General features: G+C 69.0%; 15 protein-coding genes and 1 pseudogene. 13 read left to right on the top strand and 3 right to left on the bottom strand.

All coding sequences use genetic code 11. The features are described from left to right. Positions 1-163 precede the first annotated feature (163 nt). From MF406_RS04315 to MF406_RS04290, 6 genes are all read left to right on the top strand, one after another. Positions 164-799, top strand: coding sequence for a DUF305 domain-containing protein (locus MF406_RS04315; RefSeq protein WP_371414093.1), 636 nt, complete (start codon positions 164-166; stop codon positions 797-799). A gap of 196 nt (positions 800-995) precedes the next feature. Next, on the top strand, positions 996-1,880 hold the full coding sequence (locus tag MF406_RS04310) for a fructose bisphosphate aldolase (RefSeq protein WP_119076093.1): 885 nt from the start codon (positions 996-998) through the stop codon (positions 1,878-1,880). A 203-nt stretch (positions 1,881-2,083) separates the two neighbouring features. Beyond that, positions 2,084-2,311, top strand: a complete 228-nt coding sequence (locus MF406_RS04305; protein WP_119076095.1) for a heavy-metal-associated domain-containing protein — start codon at positions 2,084-2,086, stop codon at positions 2,309-2,311. A gap of 3 nt (positions 2,312-2,314) precedes the next feature. Continuing rightward, a complete protein-coding gene (locus MF406_RS04300; RefSeq protein ID WP_240423280.1) occupies positions 2,315-5,404 on the top strand; it encodes a heavy metal translocating P-type ATPase in 3,090 nt (1,029 codons plus the stop codon). Positions 5,405-5,467: 63 nt separating this feature from the next. Further along, positions 5,468-5,758 carry a metal-sensitive transcriptional regulator gene (locus MF406_RS04295; protein ID WP_119076097.1) on the top strand — a complete coding sequence of 97 codons (291 nt, stop codon included), beginning with the start codon at positions 5,468-5,470 and terminating at the stop codon, positions 5,756-5,758. A gap of 163 nt (positions 5,759-5,921) precedes the next feature. Beyond that, positions 5,922-6,989, top strand: a complete 1,068-nt coding sequence (locus tag MF406_RS04290) for a type II glyceraldehyde-3-phosphate dehydrogenase (RefSeq protein WP_094452572.1) — start codon at positions 5,922-5,924, stop codon at positions 6,987-6,989. A gap of 148 nt (positions 6,990-7,137) precedes the next feature. Here the strand turns inward: MF406_RS04290 and MF406_RS18680 are convergent, their stop codons facing one another. Further along, positions 7,138-7,263, bottom strand: coding sequence for a hypothetical protein (locus tag MF406_RS18680; protein WP_256463934.1), 126 nt, complete (start codon positions 7,261-7,263; stop codon positions 7,138-7,140). A gap of 18 nt (positions 7,264-7,281) precedes the next feature. Between MF406_RS18680 and MF406_RS04285 the strand changes: the two genes are divergently transcribed. From MF406_RS04285 to MF406_RS04270, 5 genes and pseudogenes are all read left to right on the top strand, one after another. Then, positions 7,282-9,222: a copper-translocating P-type ATPase gene (locus tag MF406_RS04285; RefSeq protein ID WP_242896770.1), complete on the top strand. Its 1,941-nt coding sequence runs from the start codon at positions 7,282-7,284 to the stop codon at positions 9,220-9,222. Continuing rightward, positions 9,223-9,630, top strand: a pseudogene (locus MF406_RS19005) (EamA family transporter); the annotation flags it as partial. A gap of 89 nt (positions 9,631-9,719) precedes the next feature. Next, positions 9,720-10,220, top strand: a complete 501-nt coding sequence (locus MF406_RS04280) for an EamA family transporter (RefSeq protein ID WP_242896769.1) — start codon at positions 9,720-9,722, stop codon at positions 10,218-10,220. A 68-nt stretch (positions 10,221-10,288) separates the two neighbouring features. Beyond that, on the top strand, positions 10,289-13,399 hold the full coding sequence (locus MF406_RS04275) for a beta-phosphoglucomutase family hydrolase (RefSeq protein WP_242896768.1): 3,111 nt from the start codon (positions 10,289-10,291) through the stop codon (positions 13,397-13,399). Positions 13,400-13,484: 85 nt separating this feature from the next. After that, a complete protein-coding gene (locus tag MF406_RS04270; protein ID WP_371744649.1) occupies positions 13,485-14,369 on the top strand; it encodes a helix-turn-helix transcriptional regulator in 885 nt (294 codons plus the stop codon). 147 nt (positions 14,370-14,516) lie between these two features. Here the strand turns inward: MF406_RS04270 and MF406_RS04265 are convergent, their stop codons facing one another. Continuing rightward, positions 14,517-15,692 (bottom strand): FAD-dependent oxidoreductase, encoded by a 1,176-nt coding sequence (locus tag MF406_RS04265; protein ID WP_242896766.1) that lies wholly within the window; start codon positions 15,690-15,692, stop codon positions 14,517-14,519. Next, entirely contained in the window at positions 15,692-16,312 is a 621-nt protein-coding gene (locus MF406_RS04260; protein ID WP_242896765.1) for a TetR/AcrR family transcriptional regulator, read from the bottom strand. The genes MF406_RS04265 and MF406_RS04260 overlap by 1 nt, the downstream gene beginning before the upstream one ends. Before the next feature lie 29 nt (positions 16,313-16,341). On the opposite strand from MF406_RS04260, the gene MF406_RS04255 reads away from it, so the two are divergent. Next, positions 16,342-17,199 (top strand): heavy-metal-associated domain-containing protein, encoded by an 858-nt coding sequence (locus tag MF406_RS04255; RefSeq protein ID WP_242896764.1) that lies wholly within the window; start codon positions 16,342-16,344, stop codon positions 17,197-17,199. Continuing rightward, complete coding sequence (locus MF406_RS04250) at positions 17,189-19,513, top strand: cation-translocating P-type ATPase (protein ID WP_242896763.1); 2,325 nt, start codon at positions 17,189-17,191, stop codon at positions 19,511-19,513. The genes MF406_RS04255 and MF406_RS04250 overlap by 11 nt, the downstream gene beginning before the upstream one ends. Positions 19,514-19,518: the final 5 nt, after the last annotated feature.

The raw sequence follows: 19,518 nt of genomic DNA, 5'->3' as shown, positions 1-19,518 counted from the left end.
GGTCACGCGGCGGGCCCTTCGATCGCGCGCGCCACGAAGGTCTCGACCGGATTCGATGAAGAGGTGATGAAGATCGGCCGCCCGGCTGGTGGCAGTTCCCGTGTTCTTGCTTCACTCGGAGGGAACCCTACGTCACCGTCTTTAGGAGCAGTTCCCCGTGAAGATCACCTCCCGCTTAGCCGCTGGTGCCAGCGCGCTTGCCCTCGCCCTGACCTTGGCCGCCTGCGGCAGTCCGCAGGACCAGGGTGAACCGACCGGGCCCGGCACCGTGACCCAGGACCCGGGTGGGACGCAGACCAGCGGGCCGGCCGGTGAGGGGGAGATCGATCAGGCCCACAATGGCGCCGACACGATGTTCGCGCAGATGATGATCGTCCACCACGAGGGCGCCATCGAGATGGCCGACCTGGCCGTGGAACGGGCCGCCTCGGAGGAGGTCCGGACCTTGGCCGAGGGCATTTCCGCCGCCCAGGGGCCAGAGATCGAGCAGATGACCTCCTGGCTGGAAGCCTGGGGTGAGAGCACCACGCCGATGGACGACATGGAAGGTCACGGCGGCATGGACATGGATGGGATGAGCCAGGAGGAAGCCATGGCCGAACTCGAAGGACTATCCGGGACCGAGTTCGACCGGCGGTTTCTGGAGTTGATGATCGCCCACCACGAGGGCGCCGTAACCATGGCCGAGGACGAACTCACCGACGGGCAGAACCCCCAGGCGCGCGAACTCGCACAGAAGATCATCGACGACCAGCAGGCCGAGATCGCCGAGATGGAGCAGCTGCACCAGACCCTGTGACCACCCCTCGACTGGCGGCGGTCCCCCCTCCCCCACAAACCCAAGGCGGGCCACCGCCCACCGCGCGAGGCGGCGGCATCGTCAAGTTCGGTGACCTTCAACGCGCAGGGGCACTTCCTGTGGCTGGCCATCGACAGCGAGCGAATTGCGGGAACCGATTCGCCGAACGAAGAGGAGAAACACGAGGAACTGACGTATGGACATGGATCAGGCCGAAAGACTCAGGACCGGCACCGGATTCGTGGCAGCCCTGGACCAGAGCGGGGGCAGCACGCCGAAGGCGCTGGGACTGTACGGAATTGGCGAGGACGCCTACACCGGCCACCAGCAGATGTTCGACCTGGTGCACCAGATGCGCACCCGGATCATCACAAGCCCGGCTTTCGACGGCGACCGCGTGATCGGGGCCATCCTTTTCGAGGACACCATGGACCGGGACATCGAGGGAGTCCGGACAGCTGAGTACCTGTGGACGGTCAAGGGCATCGTCCCGTTCCTCAAGATCGATCGGGGCCTGACCGCCGAGACCGACGGCGCCCAACTCATGAAGCCGATCCCCGACCTGGACGCCCTGCTGACCCGCGCCGCGGCGAGCAGATGCTTCGGCACCAAGATGCGCTCGTTCATCCGTCTCCCCGGTGCCAGCCTGACCCAGGTCGTCGCCCAGCAGTTCACCCTCGCCCGGCAGATCCTGCGTGCCGGCCTGGTTCCCATCGTCGAGCCCGAGGTGGACATCCACAGCCCCCGCAAGACCGAGGCGGAAAGGCAGCTCCGCACGAGTATCCGCGCCGAACTGGACCGGCTGGGCCAGGACCAGGCAGTCATCCTGAAGCTGACCCTGCCTGAGGTCGACGACTTCTACCAGGAGTTCGTCGCCCATCCGCAGGTGGTTCGCGTGCTGGCGCTGTCCGGCGGCTACACCCGGGCCCAGGCCACTGCCCGACTGGCTCGAAATCACGGGGTGATCGCCAGCTTTTCCCGCGCGCTGACCGAGGGCCTGGCCATCGACCAGACTGACGAAGAATTCGACGCCGTTCTGGACGGGGCGATCGAATCGATCGCCGACGCATCGCGCACCTGACCGCAGCCGCGGCGGGACGAGCGCCGGGGGTGGAGCCGGCGCGGGAGAAGGTCCAGCATCATCGCCGCGCCTCGCGCGTCCGCCCGGGCACGACGGCGTCTTCATCGAATCTTGACTGTTTCACCGCCAAAACCCCACCCCACCCGGCGTTACATGAATGGCGATACCACCTACCGGTATCGGGTCGCGGAAGGAGACGGCGGATGAGCACGACGACGTATGAGGTCGAGGGCCTGACGTGCGGGGCCTGCATCGGCGAGGTGCTCCGGAAGGTCCTCGACCTCGCGGGTGTCGACGAGGCCACGATGAACCGCACCGCGGACGCGTACTCCCTCACCGTGGTCGGCGCCCCTGCCCCGGACATCGAGGGTGTGCGCGGGGCGCTGCGAGCCGGGGGCTTCACCGTGACAGTGCGTGAGTCGGAGGTGTGAGCGGTGAATCTCAACGACTGGCTGGTGGTGGGTGTGGCGCTGGCGGTGACGGTGCTACTGGGCTGGTACTTCTTCGGGCCGAAGAAGTCCCGCCGGGCCGAGGTGGCCGATGGTGTCCAGGAAGTGACCGTCACCGTCAAGGGCGGCTACAGCCCGGACCTGATCGAGGTGCAGCCGGGAGTGCCGGTGCGGCTGGTGTTCGACCGCCAGGAGAGCGGCGAGTGCTCCTCGCGGGTGGTCTTCCCCGACTTCAAGATCAATCAGACGCTGCCCGCGAACGCCCAGACGGCGGTGCAGTTCCTACCCGAGGTGCCCGGGGAGTACACCTTCGCCTGCGGGATGAACATGCTGCACGGGCGCGTGCGGGTAGTGGACCGGCCCGGACCTACCACGATGGCCCCGACCGAGACGGCCGTCGCGGTGGCCGACCGACCCCGGCCGGTCACCGACGTGCCGGCCGGGCCAGTGCCCGGCGTCCGGGTCGATGACGGGGTGCAGGTGGCGCAGGTCACGATCCGCGGCGGCTACCACCCCGACACCGTGCGGCTCTCCGCCGGTTTGCCCACCCGGCTGGAGCTGACCCGCCAAGAGCAGGCGGCGTGCTCGGAACGGTTCGTGGTCCCCGCCCTCGGGGTGGACGTGGAGGTGCCCGCCTTCGCAACGACCACTGTCGAGCTGCCGGCCCTGCCGGAGGGCCGCCACGAGGTCACCTGCGGGATGGACATGCTGCACGGGGCCATCGACGTCGGTAACCACGACGACCGGGACCGCGATGATGGCCGGCACAGCGGCACCGGTGACCGCGCTGCGCGCACTGCGCCGGGCGAGGACGCCGAGGCGCGGGAACGGGCCGCGGAGATCAAGGATCTGCGTCGGCGGGTCATCGTCGGCACCGTTTTGACGCTGCCGGTGCTGCTGGCGGTGATGGTCCACGAGTTCTTCGCGGCGACCTGGGTGCCCGAGGCGTTGCTGAACTCGTGGGTGCAGCTGGCGCTGATCACCCCGGTGTTTGTCTATACCGGCTGGCCGATCCACAAGACCGGATGGCTGGCGTTGTCACACCGCACCGCGGACATGAACTCCCTGATCACTCTCGGCACGATCGCGGCCTACGGGTACAGCCTGGTGGTGACCTTCGCCCCCGGCGCGGTACCCGTCGAGGCCCGCGAGGTGTACTACGAGGCGGTCGGGGTGATCCTGACCTTGATCCTGCTGGGCCGCTGGCTGGAGACCAAGGCCAAGGCCGGCACCGGAGAGGCGATCCGGGCCCTCATCGGGCTGCAGCCGCGCACCGCGCGGGTGGTCCGCCGCGGGGAAGAGTTCGAGATCGGGCTCGAGCAGGTCGTCGTCGGCGACGTGGTCGTGGTCCGTCCCGGCGAGAAGCTGCCCGTCGACGGCGAGGTGGCGGAGGGCAGCTCGGCGGTGGATGAGTCGATGGTGACCGGGGAACCGATCCCGGTGACCAAGACGGTCGGGGACACGGTGATCGGGGCCACGATCAACCAGACCGGCGCGTTCCGGTACACCGCCACCAAGGTCGGGGCGGACACGATGCTCGCCCAGATCATCAGACTGGTCCAGGAGGCGCAGGGCTCCAAGGCCCCGATCCAGCGCCTGGTGGACAAGGTGTCCAGCTACTTCGTCCCGGCGGTCATCGCCATCGCGATCTGGACCTTCGTGGTCTGGGCGCTGGTCGGGCCAGCCCCGGCACTGGTGTTCGCCCTGGTCGCGGCCGTGTCGGTGCTCATCATCGCCTGCCCGTGCGCACTCGGGCTGGCCACCCCGTTGTCGATCACCGTCGGCACCGGCAAGGGCGCCACGCACGGCATCCTCATCCGCTCCGCCGAGGCGCTGGAGACCGCGCATAAGCTGGACACGGTGGTGTTGGACAAGACCGGCACGATCACCCAGGGCGCCCCCGCGCTGACCGACGTCCTGCCCGCCGAGGGCTTCAGCGAGGCGGAACTGCTCCGCCTGGTGGCGGCGGTAGAGCGCTCCTCCGAGCACCCGCTGGCCTCGGCGATCGTCGCCGGCGCGACCGAACGCGCCTTGGACCAGCCGGCGGCCACCGCCTTCGACTCGGTCACCGGGCAGGGCGTGCGCGCCCTGGTCGAGGGTCGTGAGGTCGCCGTCGGAAACCGGCGCCTGCTGGAGGGCGCCGGCGTGCGGGTCGAGGCGGCCGCGGCCGACCGTCTCGCGGCGGACGGCAAAACCCCGATGTTCGCGGCGATCGACGGCCGTTTCGCCGGGGTCATCGGCGTGGCCGACACCGTCAAAGACGGCTCCGCGGCTGCCGTGGCCGCGCTGCAGGCCCGCGGCATCGACGTGGTGATGATGACCGGCGACAACCGGGCCACCGCCGCCGCGATCGCCCGCCAGGTCGGCATCAGCCGGGTGGTCGCCGAGGTCATGCCGGAACACAAGGCCGCCGAGGTCCAGCGCCTGCAGGCCGAGGGCCGGGTGGTGGGGATGGTCGGAGACGGCATCAACGACGCTCCCGCCCTGGCCCAGGCCGACGTCGGCTCCGCGATCGGCACCGGCACCGACGTGGCGATCGAATCCTCCGACATCACCCTGATCTCCGGGTCGCTGTCCGGTCTGGTCACCGCGGTGGACTTGTCCCGGGCCACGATGCGCAACATCCGCCAGAACCTGGTCTTTGCCTTTATCTACAACGGCCTGGGCATCCCGATCGCCGCCGGGGTGCTCTACCCGACGCTGGGCTGGATGCTCAGCCCGATGATCGCCGCGGCCGCGATGGCCCTGTCCTCCCTGTCGGTGGTGACCAACGCCAACCGGCTGCGCGCCTTCACCCCCAAGCCGATCCCCGAGGTGACGCAGGTCCCCGCCACCGACCCGGTGGTGGAGGTCGGGCACGGGCCCGACGAAGAGAACACCCCCGAAGAGAAGGAGAACATCATGTCCCAGAAGTCCACGACGGTCACCGATCCCGTCTGCGGGATGAGTTTCGAACCGTCAGCGGCGGCGTCGAGCACCGAACACGAGGGACAGACCTACTACTTCTGCTCCAGCCACTGCGCGCAGACGTTCACTGCCGACCCAGCCGCGTACACCGGAGCGGGGACGCCCTGACCCAGCTTCGCGCGGGGGCACTCGCACGCATGCGGGTGCCCCCGGAGCAAGGAAGACAGGCCAATGACAACCATCCAAGCCGTGCGGGACCCGAAAGACGACGTGCTCGTGCGGCTAGCGCGGATCGAGGGTCAGGTCCGTGGCATCGCGCGCATGGTCGAGCAGGACAAGTACTGCATCGACGTCCTCACCCAGGTCTCGGCCGTCAACCGGGCCCTGCAGGGGGTGGCGCTGGCCCTGCTGGAGGAACACATGAGTCACTGCGTGGTCGACGCCGCCCGCACCGGCGGCCCGGGACAGGACACCAAGCTCAAGGAAGCCTCCGCCGCCATCGCCCGCCTGGTGCGCAGCTAGCCGAGTTGCTCCGGCGAGGCGACAGGAGTGACCGACCCCGACCCACTGCCTCGCACCGGACCCGCACGCGTACGACGTATGTGCATCCCCCGCCGCCGGTTCGCCCCGCCATCCACAGATCAAGAACAGAGAACACGACCAAGCAGTCGACCGGGAGGTCACAATGAACGTTCAGGTTGCCGTCAACGGTTACGGCGTGATTGGCAAACGTGTCGCCGACGCGGTGCGCTCGATGCCGGACATGGAGTTGGTCGGGGTTGCCGATGTGGCCCCCGATTGGCGCATCCGCACGGCCGCCGAACTCGGCATCACGGTGTATGCCGCCACCGAGACGGCTGGCACAGCGATGCGCGAGGCCGGCGTGCCGGTGGCCGGCACCCTGACCGACCTGCTTGACCAGGTCGACGTCGTTGTCGACACCACGCCAAAGCGAGTTGCTGCCACCAACCTGCCCACCTACCAGGCCGCCGGGGTCAAGGTGGTGCTGCAGGGCGGGGAGTCCCACACCACGACGGGGCACTCCTTCGTCGCCCAGGCCAACTACGCCAGCGCGCTGGGCCGGGACATGACCCGGGTGGTCTCCTGCAACACCACCAGCATCGTGCGCGTCCTCGGCGCCCTGCAGGATGCCGGGCTGCTGGCCCGGGCCCGCGGGGTGCTGATCCGCCGGGCCACCGACCCCAGCGAGTCCCACGAGGGCGGGATCATGAACACAATGGTGCCCGAGGCCGCCATCCCCTCCCACCAGGGACCGGACGCCAAGACCGTCCTGCCCGAGTTGGACGTGGTGACCATCGCCGCCAAGGCCGCCCACACCCAGACCCACAACCACTTCTGGACGCTGCAACTGACCCGTCCAGCAGACCGGGAGGACGTCCTCCAGGCCCTGCGGTCGGCACCGCGGATCGCGTTCATCCGCATGTCCGACGGGCTGACGGCGCTCAACACGACCGTGGAACTCATGCGCGACCTAGGCCGGCCCCGCGGGGACATGTGGGAGGTCGCGCTGTGGGAGGACGTCCTCAGCGTCGACGGCGACGAGGCCTACCTGACCTACCAGGTCAACAACGAGGCCATCGTCGTCCCGGAGACCATCGACGCCATCCGCGCCCTGACCAGCACGGCCCGCGACGCCGCCACCTCCATCGGACTGACCGACGAGGTCCTCGGCATGCGGCAGGAGTTCCTGGCCGCTGCAGGTCTGCCGTCGGGCCGGACAGCGCAGGGCTGATCGAGTGAGGAGATAACCAATGTCAGAGGCAGACCCCAATAAGCGCCATCACCGGGGTGCGGACCGCGGATCGGGTGAGTCCATCCGTCGGAACGCTGGGCACCGTGCCGGCGAGCACCGAGATCCACCGACAGCACCTCCCGCTGCATCACGCGGGCGGAATCAGCTCACCGAGGCCCCGGCTCCGGGGCACGACGAGGTCGTGAGTCACCCCGGGCATGCAGCGCACGATCCGCAGCTTGGCCCGGATGATCATGCTGGGCACGACAAGCATGAAGGCCACACCCCGGAGATGTTCCGCAACCGGTTCTGGGTTGCACTCGTCCTGACACTGCCGGTCGTGTTCTGGGCCGAGCACATTCAAGAGCTGCTTGGCTACCAGGCGCCAGAATTTGCGGGTTCCACCTGGATTCCTCCGGTGCTGAGCACCGTGATCTTCATCTACGGAGGATGGATCTTCGTCCAGGGGGCCTGGCACGAGCTGCGGGCCCGGCTCCCGGGCATGATGACGCTGATCGCCCTGTCCATCAGCGTGGCGTTTGTGTTCTCGTGGGTGGTGCAGCTCGGGCTCCTCGATGCCCAGCCCCTGTGGTGGGAGCTGGCCACCCTGGTGACCATCATGCTCCTCGGGCACTGGGTGGAGATGCGTTCGATCGACCAAGCCCAGGGCGCGCTTCAGGAGTTGGCGAAGCTGCTGCCGGACCTGGCGACGCGCATCACCGACGGCGGCGAGGAGACCGTGGCCGTGGCGGAGTTGCAGGACGGCGACGTGGTGCTCGTGCGACCCGGTGAGAGCATCCCCGCTGACGGGGTCGTGCGACGCGGAACAAGCGAACTCAATGAGGCGATGATCACCGGGGAGTCCCGCCCAGTGAAGAAGAGCGAGGGGCAGGACGTCCTCGCCGGGACGATCAATGGCGAGGGTTCCCTGCGGGTGGAGGTGACCGGGACCGGAACGAACACCATGCTCTCGGGAATCATGCGGCTGGTCTCGGAGGCGCAGGGGTCGAAGTCCCGAGCCCAGCATCTGGCCGACCGTGCCGCTCAGCTGCTCACCGCGGTGGCCCTGGTTGCCGGCGTCTTGACCCTGATCGTGTGGCAACTCCTGGGGGCCCCTATCGACTTCTCCATCGTACGCGTGGTCACGGTGCTCGTGATCGCCTGCCCGCACGCGCTGGGCCTGGCCGTCCCGCTGGTGGTGGCGATCTCGACCACCCTCGGTGCCCAGAACGGGCTGCTGGTGCGCGATCGAAGGGGCCTGGAAGAGGCCCGCCTCTTGAACGTGGTGGTCTTCGACAAGACCGGCACCTTGACCCTGGGTGAGTTTCGCGTCGTGAATCTGGCGGTAGCGGATGGCGTCACGGAGGAGGACGCCCTACGGATCGCTGCCGGTGTCGAGGCGGAATCTCAACACCCCATCGCCCGGGGGATCGTCACCACGGCGCAGGACCGTGGAATCGACGTTCCCTCCCCAGAGGGGTTCCGCTCGATCACCGGCAAGGGCGTTGCGGCGTCGGTGGACGGAGCGGAGTACCACATGGGTGGACCCCGTCTTCTCGAGGCCGAGGAGGCACACGTGCCTGAGGCCCTGCGGGCGGCCGCGGCCCAGGCCTCCGAGCGGGGTCAGGCGGCCATCTACCTCCTTCAAGACGGCAAGGCCCTGGGCGTGTTCGTCGTGGCGGACGCCGTCCGCGAAGAGAGCCGTGAGGCAATCAGCGCGCTCCACGAGCGTGGTATCGAGGTGGCCATGCTCACCGGCGACTCGTGGCCAGTTGCCAACGCGGTGGCTGAGGAGCTGCAGATTGACACCGTGTTCGCCGAGGTGCTGCCCGAGGACAAGGCCTCAAAGATCCGCGAGCTGCAGCAGGAAGGCCGGAAGGTGGCCATGGTGGGCGACGGAGTGAACGACGCTCCGGCGCTGGCCACCGCTGACCTCGGGATCGCCATCGGCGCCGGAACTGACGTCGCCGTGGAAGCCGGTCACATCGTGCTTGTTCGGTCCGATCCCCGCGACATCCCTCGAATCGTCACATTGTCCAGGGCCACGTACCGAAAGATGATGCAGAACCTCTGGCTGGCAGCCGGGTACAACATCGTGGCCATCCCACTGGCAGCAGGGGTACTGGCCGGGTGGGGAATTCTCCTGACGCCAGCGCTGGGTGCGGTACTCATGTCGGCGAGCACCATCGTCGTCTCCCTCAACGCTCAGCTGTTGAGAAGGGTCGAGATGTAGATGGCCACCCCCGTCACCCCCGTCGTTGCCAGCGACCCCCTCGGCCGGGAGTCCGGAGCGCCGCGACCACCGCGCGCTGGCCGCATGATCTGGATCACCGCAGCCTGGGGCGCGTGCTTCGTGGCGATCGAGTGGGGCCTGCGGGACGCGCCCGTCCTGTGGTACGCCGCGCTGCGGGCCCTGCTCGCGGGTGCCGCGCTGGTCGCGCTGGGTGCTACTCAACGCCGCCCGGCACCGGCAGCGGCACGGGACTGGGCCTGGATCACGGTGCTGGGACTAGTGAACGTGACCGTCGCGTTCGCTGCGATGTTCGCCGGCGTCGACACCGGTGCGACCGGCACCGCGGCGGTGTTCGCGAATGCTCAGCCCCTGCTCATCCTGCTCCCCGCGTGGTGGCTGTACGGAGAGAAGCTGTCGCCCGCACCAGTGCCGCACTGGGCCTGGTCTTCATCGGCCTGGTTTTGGTCGCGGTCCCTGGCGGCGGGGGCAGCGGGGGCGTGCTGTCGCTGGTGTCCGCCGCGGCGGTCACCGCCGGGACGCTGCTGTCCCGGCGCCTGCGCGGAGTCGATGTCGTGGTGTTCACCGGATGGCACCTGCTCGTCGGCGGGGCCGCCCTGGCGGTGGTGGCTGCGGTGGCGGAGGGACCTGCAGTGATCGTCTGGACCCCACGGTTCGTGCTCGCCCTGCTCTTTCTCGCCCTGGTCGGCACGGCGGCCACCACGGTGGCGTGGTTCGCGGAGGCGCGCCGTTCGCGCCTTGACACACTCACCGCCTGGACGTTCCTCACCCCGGTCGTCGGGATCGGGATCGGTTTTGCGGTGCTCGGCGAACGCCCGACTGGGTGGACCGCCGCGGGTCTGGTCGTGGTCCTGGCCGCCACGTGGATCGTGTTGCGGCGCCCGGCCCCACCAGCGCCACACCGACCGACCGATCCGGCGCCGGCGCCGGCGGCGGACCCTCCGGTTGATCCCCATTACCGATCTGGAGGCGCGCGATGACCCGGACGACGACACACGAGCAGGGTCGACCGCCCGCACCAGCAGGCGCCACGCCCCCGCAGGAGGCGGTGATTTTCGACCTGGACGGCGTCGTCACCAACACCGCCACCGTGCACGCTGCCGCCTGGAAGCGCCTCTTCGACGAGGCGCTGGCCGACCCCCGGCTGGACGGCGGCCCGTACGCTCCCTTCGACGTCACCGAGGACTACCGGCGCTACGTCGACGGGCGCTCCCGCGAGGACGGCGTGGCCGCCTTTCTGGCCGCCCGCGGCATCGAGATCAAACCGGGCGCTGATGGCGGGGCGGCCGACGACTGGTCGGTACGCGGGCTCGCAGCACGGAAGAACCGGATCTACCTCGACCTGCTCGCCGAGCAGGGCGTGCGGGTGTTCCCCGGCACGGTGGACCTGCTGCAGCGTCTGCGGGCCGGTGGGGTGCCGGTGGGCCTGGTGACCGCCAGCCGCAACGCCGAACAGGTGCTGGCCGCGACCGGACTGAACGGGCTCTTCGACGTGGTCGTGGACGGCCGGCAGGCCGAGGAACTCGGTCTGCCGGGCAAGCCCGACCCCGCCATGTTCCTGCGGGCGGCCGAACGGCTCGGCGTCGACCCGGCCCGCGCGGCGGTGGTCGAGGACGCCGTCGCCGGGGTCCGTGGCGCCCGGGCCGGGGGGTTCGACCTGGTGGTCGGGGTGGACCGGGCCGGTGATCGTGCCGCCCTGGAGGCCGCCGGGGCCAGCATCGTCGTCACCGACGTCTCCGAACTGGACCTCGGGGCGCTGCGCGCCGACCCCTGGACCCTGGTCTATGCCGGGTTCGACCCGGCCCACGGGACCCACCGGGAGGCGCTGACCGCGCTGGGCAACGGGTACCTCGGCACCCGCGGGACGGCGCCGGAGCGGGCCGCGGACGGGGTCCACTACCCGGGCACGTATCTGGCCGGGGTGTACAACCGGCTGGTCACCACCGTGCACGGGCGGCAGGTCGAGGACGAGCACCTCGTCAACGCCCCCAACTGGCTGGTCCTGGACCTCCGCGTCGGCGACGGGCCGTGGTGGTCCGAGGGTGGTCTGACGGTCATGGACGAGCGCCGCGAGCTGGACCTGCGCCGCGGGGTGCTCACCCGCACCGCGGTGCTCACCGACCCCGCCGGACGGCGGCTGCACCTGACGCAGCGGCGTCTGGTGTCCATGGCCCGCCCCCACCTGGCCGCCCTGGAGACCACGCTGGTGGCACAGGGCTGGAGCGGCCCGGTCAGCGTCCGGTCCGGCATCGACGCCGGGGTGGTCAACGCCAACGTGGCCGAGTATCGGGCGCTGGCCAACCGTCACCTGCGCGTCCTGGGCGCCGACACGCTCGGCGACGGCTCCCTGCTGGTGGAAGTGGAGACCACGCAGAGCCGGATCCGGATCGCCACCGCAGCGCGCACCACCATCACCGGCGCGGCCGCTGCACCTCCCGTGCCCGAACTCGTCGGAGACCGGCACGCCCAGCTCTTCCAGTTCTCGCTCCGGGACCGCGTGCCGGTGACGGTCGACAAGACGGTCACGATGTTCACCTCCAAAGACCGGGCGATCGCCGCCCCCGCGCTGGCCGCAGCCGGTGAACTGGGCTGGGCGCGCGGCGGGTTCACCGACCTGCTGCCCGCCCACGAAAACGCCTGGGCGCGGCTGTGGGACCGCTTCGGCGTCACCCTGGACGCCGACACCCAGACCCAGCTGGTGCTGAACCTGCACGTCTTCCACCTGCTCCAGTCGCTCTCAGGACACACTGCCGGCGTCGACGCCGGGGTGCCCGCGCGGGGCCTGCACGGGGAGGGCTACCGCGGGCACGTGTTCTGGGACGAGTTGTTCGTCCTGCCCGTACTCACCGCCCACCAGCCGTGGGTTTCCCGGACACTGCTGGACTACCGGCACCGGCGACTCGACGCCGCCCGCCGCGCCGCCACCGCCGCCGGCCACCGTGGAGCCATGTTCCCCTGGCAGAGCGGCAGCGACGGACGGGAGGAAACCCCGGTCATGCTGTTCAACACCCGTTCCGGGCGGTGGATGCCGGACAACTCCCGCCACCAGCGCCACGTCGGGCTGGCCGTGGCCTACAACGCCTGGCAGTACTACCAAACCACCGGGGACACCGCCTGGCTCGCCCACCGCGGAGCAGACCTCATCATCGAGGTAGCCAGGTTCTTCACCTCCCTGGCCACCTACGACGGCACCGAGGACCGGTTCCACATCGCCGGCGTGATGGGACCCGATGAATACCACGACAGCTACCCCGACGCCCCCGGGCAAGGCCTGGTCGACAACGCCTACACCAACGTGCTCACCGCCTGGCTCTGCACCCGCGCGCTCGACACCCTTCGGGTCACCCACGGCCAGGACTGCGACGAGTTGCGTGCACGGCTGGGCATCCGCGCCGACGAACTCGCCCGCTGGGAGCGGCTGTCCCGGCGCCTGGCGGTGCCCTTCCACGACGGTGTGATCTCCCAGTTCGCCGGTTACGAGCACCTCGCCGAGCTGGACTGGGGCGCCTACCGCGACCGGTACGGCAACATCGGCCGCCTGGACCTGATCCTCGAAGCCGAGGGCGACACCACCAACCGGTACCGGCTCGCCAAACAAGCCGACGTGCTCATGCTGCTCTACCTGCTGGGCCCCTCGGAGCTGCTGGCCACGCTGGGGCGACTCGGTTACCCAGCCGACCAGAACCTGCTCGCCCGAACGGTGGACTATTACCTCGCTCGCACCGCCCATGGCTCCACCCTCAGCCGGGTCGTGCACGCCTCGGTGCTGGCCCGGATGGACCCGCTTCGGTCTTGGGCGACGTTCCGGGAGGCGCTCGTCGCCGACCTCGACGACACCCAGGGCGGCACCACCGGAGAGGGCATCCACCTTGGCGCCATGGCCGCCACCGTCGACATCGTCACCCGTGCCTTCGCCGGACTGCGCACCGACGGCGACACCGTCGTCTTCGACCCCCACCTCCCGCGGGCCCTAGGCTCGGTGCGCTTCGGAGTCGTGCACCGTGGGCAGAGCCTGCGGATCACGCTTGGTCACGACTCCCTGACCATCACCGCGGACCCGTGCACCATCCACCCAGGAGCAGTCGTCCGTCTGGGCCGTCGGAGCGTGACGATCCGAGCCGGGAGCACTATCGCGCTGGACCTCAAGGAATGTCGGTAGCGGGACGCCAGAATGGACGGACCGAATCGCAGTGGGGGAAGGGGGTGGCTCCTCAACTTCGCGCCTTGAACGGCGCCTCTCACCGATTGCGGCGCGGACCGAGTGCCTGCACCGGCCGCGCGACCCCGTGGCCTTCGATTGCGTGAAGCTCATCTTCGTCCGCGCAGGATCGGCACTGCTGTTCAGCGAGTTCGGCGAACGCTCGATCAAGGTCGGGGATGTGGTGTTGCTCGCGGCCAACACCCTGTGCGGCGCCGAACCCGAGGAATGGCTGACCGTCACGACCCTGTATCTGGATCGCGATTACGTGATCGATCAGGTGTTCTGGCAGTACGCCGCCATCCTGACCGATCGACTCGAAGCCAAAGACTTCATCGCCGCCCGCTACGCCGAGCCGGCGCAACTCCTTCGGCTGGGTGAGGACCGCGTGGGATACCTGATGCCTTGGCTGGACGAACTCGGCCAGCTCAGCCTTGACGGACCACCCCCCGAGCGGTTCTACCGCATGCAAGCGCTGCTGTTCGCCATCCTGGACGTGGTCTCACCCTTCGTCAGCACCACGACAGTTCGCCAATCGCCTACTCAGCGAAGATCGGCACCACCCAGCCCTTCAGCGCTACGGCGCTGCGCACCACTGCGGGCCGAAGCACGCACCGCCGCCAACCTCATGAGCATGCAGCCAGCACGACGATGGACCCTCGGCGAATTGGCCGAGGCGGTGCACCTCTCGCCCTCGCAGCTCGGCCGGATCTTTGTCGACGCCTACGGCGCCACCCCCATGTCTTACCTGACGACGCTGCGCGCCGAGCACCTCGCCCGCCTGCTGCGCGAGACGGACCTACCAGTCGAGGTGGCCATGGGCGCGGTCGGTTGGCGCAGCAGGGGCCATGCCGCCCGCCTATTCCGGCAGCGAGTCGGCCTCACCCCGGCCAGGTATCGGCAACTCAGTCGGCAGAGCAACACTTCCTGAGGGCTCGACACGGATCCGTCCATGTGCCTCAGGCGTTGCCGCAACAGGACGTGCGTGAACACGGTTGTTGAGCGATCATCGCGGGGGGGGGGAGAACCCTGGATCAGGAACTCGGATCCAGTGTTCACAATCGTTGCCAATTTTTGGTCACCGCCGTGCCGCCACCTGTGCGTGCAGCTCGGGAAGATACTCGTGAACGAGGCGGGTCGCGTCGATCCCGGTAAGTGCGACGGGAACTCCGCCAAGTTGATGGACGACCAGCAGCGGATCGGTCGAGACGATACGTGTGCTTGTGCCGAGCGCGGGGTGGCCGGCACCAATGAGGGTGTGCCCGTGGATGCGCACGGAGAAGGTGGAGACCGGCAGGTATGTGCCAGGGTCAGCGGCCATGCCGAGATCGTGCAGCAGCGCCTGCGCGGCGTGCACTCCCTGTGCGGTGGAATCGTCCCAGTGGTCGATCCGGTAAGCGCTGTGCCCGGGATAGTGGTGCACCGCCACGCCTCCGGTGGCGTAAATGCGCTGGTCCGGGGCATGCAGGGACCGTAGATGACTGTCGACAGGTATGCCCTCGGGGCCGGTCCAGGGAGCCGGCGCGGTAGGTGCGGTGCCGTGAGCGACGATCGCGAGATCGCCTTCTACGCGAGTGCCGTCATCGAGGACGACGGCGACGCGATCGGAGTGAGTGCGGATCATGCGTGGACTGCGTCCGAGGTACGCGGCGTGCTGGGGCTGATGCAGGTCGAGCAGCCACCGGGCGGCGGGTTCGCCGATCGCGCTCGCGCCAGGTACGAGCGAGCGGGCGATCAGGGCGGTGTCGTGGCCCGCATCGGTGAGCAGTGACGCGGTCTCCGAAGCGACCAGGCCGCCACCAAGGATCAGCACCCGCGCCGGCGAGGCGTGGGCGAGGCGGTCACGTACACGGACGCCGTCGGCCATCGAATGCAGAGTGGTCATGCGACCAGAACGCACGGCCTCGTCGCGGCCGATGATCTCCTCATCAAGGATGCGAGGCCGACTTCCGCTGGCGATGACGAGCGCGTCGAAGGCTCGTCGCTCGCCGGAGTCGAGACGAACCTCTCGGGTTCGCGGGTCGATGGCGCGTACGGTGTCCGCGGTAGGCACTACCCCAACATCGGGAAGCGCTGCTTGGTGGGGTTCGAGCAGGCCGATGGCCACGCCCTTGTTGACTAGGGTCCGGTTGGAAGGCTGTTCGCCGGTTCGTGTGAACAGCTCGACTTCGACGTCGACGCCCGAAGCGTGCAGGGCTTTCGTGGCGGCGGTTCCGGCTGCTCCGGCGCCGATGATTCCGACTGTCGAGGTCATCAGGCGTCCTCTGTCTCGGTTGCGGCCTGGGTGAAGGCTGGTAGCAGGATTGCGTCGATGAACCAGGGTGCGTCGTCGGGGTCGAGGCGCCCAGTGCGCACCTCCTCAGCGGCGCCGTTGAGCACGACGTGGGTGGTGGTGAGCAGCCAGGTCACGGGGAGGTCTATGCGGAAGGCGCCCTCGCGCTGGCCGCGTAGCAGCAGGTCGCGCATGCGAGCCTCGGCCTTCTCGTGCAGCTCGCGAATCCGTGCCGCGGACAGCTCCTTCTGGGCCGTGGCCAGCAAGGCGCGGGACTGGTCGACAAACATCCAGCTGGAGGAAACCAGCCGCTGGAACGCCGCACGCGCATCGCCGTCCAGTGGCACCTCACTGAGCACGTCCTCGGCGCGTTCGAGGCTTTCCACGAGCGCGGCCTCGATCAGTTCGGCGCGGGTCTGGAAGTGCCCGTACAGGGTCATCCTCCCCACTCCGGCCTCGGCGGCGATGTCGGCGACCGAGGCGTCGGGGTTCTTGCGGATCGCAGTCACGGTCGCGGCCAGGATCTTCGCCCGGTTGCGCTGGGCGTCGGCCCGCTGGTTGGCCGCGCGGTTCGCTATCGAGCTGGGCAGAAGACACCGCACAGAACACCCACCACGACGAAGGAGACACCATGGACACCGCCGGGCACGAGGGCGGCCACACAGGCGAAACGGCCCCCCTCGGCCTGGGCATCGCGCAGGACGGTCACCAGCTGACCGCCGTGACCGCCCCCACCGACACCAGTACCGAAGGAAGCCTGTCCCTGACCATCACCGGCCCGAATGGGAGCCCGGTGACCGACTTCGAGCTGGAGCACGAAAAGGAACTGCACCTGATCGCCGTTCGCGCCGACGGCCAACACTTTCGCCATGTCCATCCCGAGATGAACGACGACGGCACCTGGACGATCCCCTGGCAGTGGGAGGCGGCCGGGACCTACCGGATCTTCGCAGACTTCGTTCCCGCGGACGCCAGTCAAGGTCTGACCTTGTCGACCTCGGTGCAGGTGGGCGGTGCCTACGAGCCCGCACCGGCCACCGAACCGGTCACCACGACCGTCGTCGACGGCTTCGACGTCAGCGTGCAGGGCGATCTCACGGCAGGCGAGGCCACGCAGCTGACCATGACCATCACCCGTGCCGGCGAACCAGTCACCGAGCTGGAACCCTACCTGGGCGCCTTCGGACACCTCGTCGCGCTGCGGGACGGGGACCTCGCCTATCTGCACGTCCACCCCCACGGGGACGAGCCGCAGGCCGGCCAGACGTCTGGTCCGGAGATCGTGTTCGAGGCCACCGCACCCACCGAGGGCCGCTACCTGCTCTACCTGGACTTCCAAGTTGACGGCAAGGTCCACACCGCCCCGCTGGTGATTGATACGACCACCGGCAAGGACGAGAGCGACGGCGGGCACTCCGACGGTGGGGCTCCCGGTCAGGAGCCGGGCACGGGTGGCGAGCAGCAGGAAGGAGAAGGCCATGACCACTGAGAAAACCAGCACCGGGGTCGCCGGCATCGAATTGCAGATCGGTGGCATGACATGCGCCTCCTGCGCGAACCGGATCGAGAAGAAGCTCAACAAGCTCGACGGTGTCACCGCGAGCGTGAACTACGCCACCGAGAAGGCCAGCGTCACCGGCCCCGACGACCTGGACCCGCAGACCTTGATCGCAGAGGTCGAGAAAACCGGCTACACCGCCGCGCTTCCGGCACGTACCAAGGGCACCGGTGACAGTTCAGAGGATGAGGGCGACTCGGCCGAGGACAGAGAGCTGCGTTCTCTGCGCCAGCGCCTCATCGGCGCCGCGGTCCTGGCGGTGCCAGTGATCGCGATGGCGATGATCCCAGCCTTGCAGTTCGACTACTGGGGCTTTGCCTCCCTCGTCCTGGCCGCCCCCGTGGTGGTCTGGGCGGGCTGGCCGTTCCACAAGGCCGCATGGACGAACCTCAAGCACGGTGCGGCCACGATGGACACGCTCATCTCGGTGGGCACGACCGCGGCGCTGATCTGGTCGATCGTGGCCCTGTTCTTCGGCACCGCCGGCCAGCCCGGCGTCACCCACTCCTTCGAGCTGACCATCTCCCGCTCCGACGGGCTCGGGAACATCTACCTCGAAGTCGCCGCCGGGGTGATCACGTTCATCCTGATGGGCCGCTACTTCGAAAAGCGATCCAAGCGTCGCGCCGGGGCCGCTCTGCGCGCCCTGCTGGAACTGGGGGCAAAGGAAGTCTCGGTCCTGCGCGACGGCACCGAACAGCGCGTCTCCATCGACGAGCTGGCCGTCGGCGACGAGTTCGTCGTGCGACCTGGTGAGAAGATCGCCACCGACGGGACCATCACCTCTGGCAACTCTGCGATCGACGCCTCCATGCTCACCGGCGAATCCGTGCCGGTCGAAGTCTCAGAAGGCGACCCCGTCACAGGTGCGACCGTCAACGCAGGCGGCCGACTCGTGGTGAAGGCGACCCGAGTGGGCTCGGATACCCAGCTGGCGCAGATGGCGAAGATGGTCGAGGACGCCCAGTCCGGCAAGGCTGAGATCCAGCGACTGGCCGACCGTGTCTCCGGGGTGTTCGTACCGATCGCGATCGCCATCGCCGTCGCGACCCTCGGAGCTTGGATCGGCGCAGGATTCCCACTGTCGGCCGGCTTCACCGCCGCCGTCGCCGTGCTGATCATCGCCTGCCCCTGCGCTCTCGGCCTGGCCACGCCGACCGCACTGCTGGTCGGCACCGGGCGCGGCGCGCAGATGGGCGTGCTCATCAAGGGCCCCGAAACCCTCGAATCCACCCGCAAGGTCGACACGATCGTCCTCGACAAGACCGGCACCGTCACCACCGGGAAGATGACCCTGACCGACGTGATCGCCGCGGACGGGATTGACCGTGACAAGCTGCTCAGGCTGGCCGGCGGCCTGGAGGACTACTCCGAGCACCCCATCGCCCAGGCCATCGCCACCGGAGCGACCACCGAAGTCGGTGACCTACCGGCACCGGAGTCCTTCGAGAACATCGAGGGCAAGGGTGTCCAAGGCGTTATCGACGGCCACGCAGTGCTGGCCGGCCGGGAGTCGCTGCTGGCGGACTGGTCGATCCACCTGGGCGACGACCTCCGGGTCGCGAAGCAGGCCGCGGAGGCCGAAGGCAAGACCGCGATCGCCATCGCCTGGGACGGTACCGCACGCGGTGTGCTGGTCGTCTCCGACCAGATCAAGCCCACCAGCGCCCAAGCGATCGCACAGTTCAAGGAGCTCGGGCTGACCCCGGTGCTGCTGACCGGCGATAACCAGGCCGTGGCTGAGCAGGTCGCCGCAGAGGTGGGCATCGATCAGGTCATTGCCGAAGTCATGCCCAAGGACAAGGTCGATGTCGTCTCAAAGCTCCAGGACGAGGGCAAGGTCGTGGCCATGGTCGGCGACGGCGTCAACGACGCCCCCGCCCTCGCCCAGGCCGACCTCGGTCTGGCGATGGGCACCGGCACCGATGTGGCGATCGAGGCCGCCGACATCACCCTGGTCCGTGGCGACCTGCGCGCCGCCGCGGATGCGATCCGGCTGGCCCGGCGCACGCTACGGACGATCAAGGCGAACCTGTTCTGGGCCTTCGCCTACAACACCGCCGCGATCCCACTGGCCGCCTTCGGGCTGCTCAACCCGATGCTCGCGGGGGCAGCGATGGCCCTCTCTTCGGTGTTCGTCGTGTCGAACAGCCTGAGGCTGCGGACCTTCAAGGCCCGCGCCGACGATGTCAGCGACCCGGCCCCTGCTGGCCCGGCGCCGGCCCGCGAGCCGGTGGCCGCCTGACCCAT

The sequence above is a fragment of the Georgenia sp. TF02-10 genome (assembly GCF_022759505.1).
GTDB lineage: Bacteria > Actinomycetota > Actinomycetes > Actinomycetales > Actinomycetaceae > TF02-10.
Note: the sequence above shows the minus strand (reverse complement) of the source record. Positions and strands in the feature narration are given on the sequence as shown.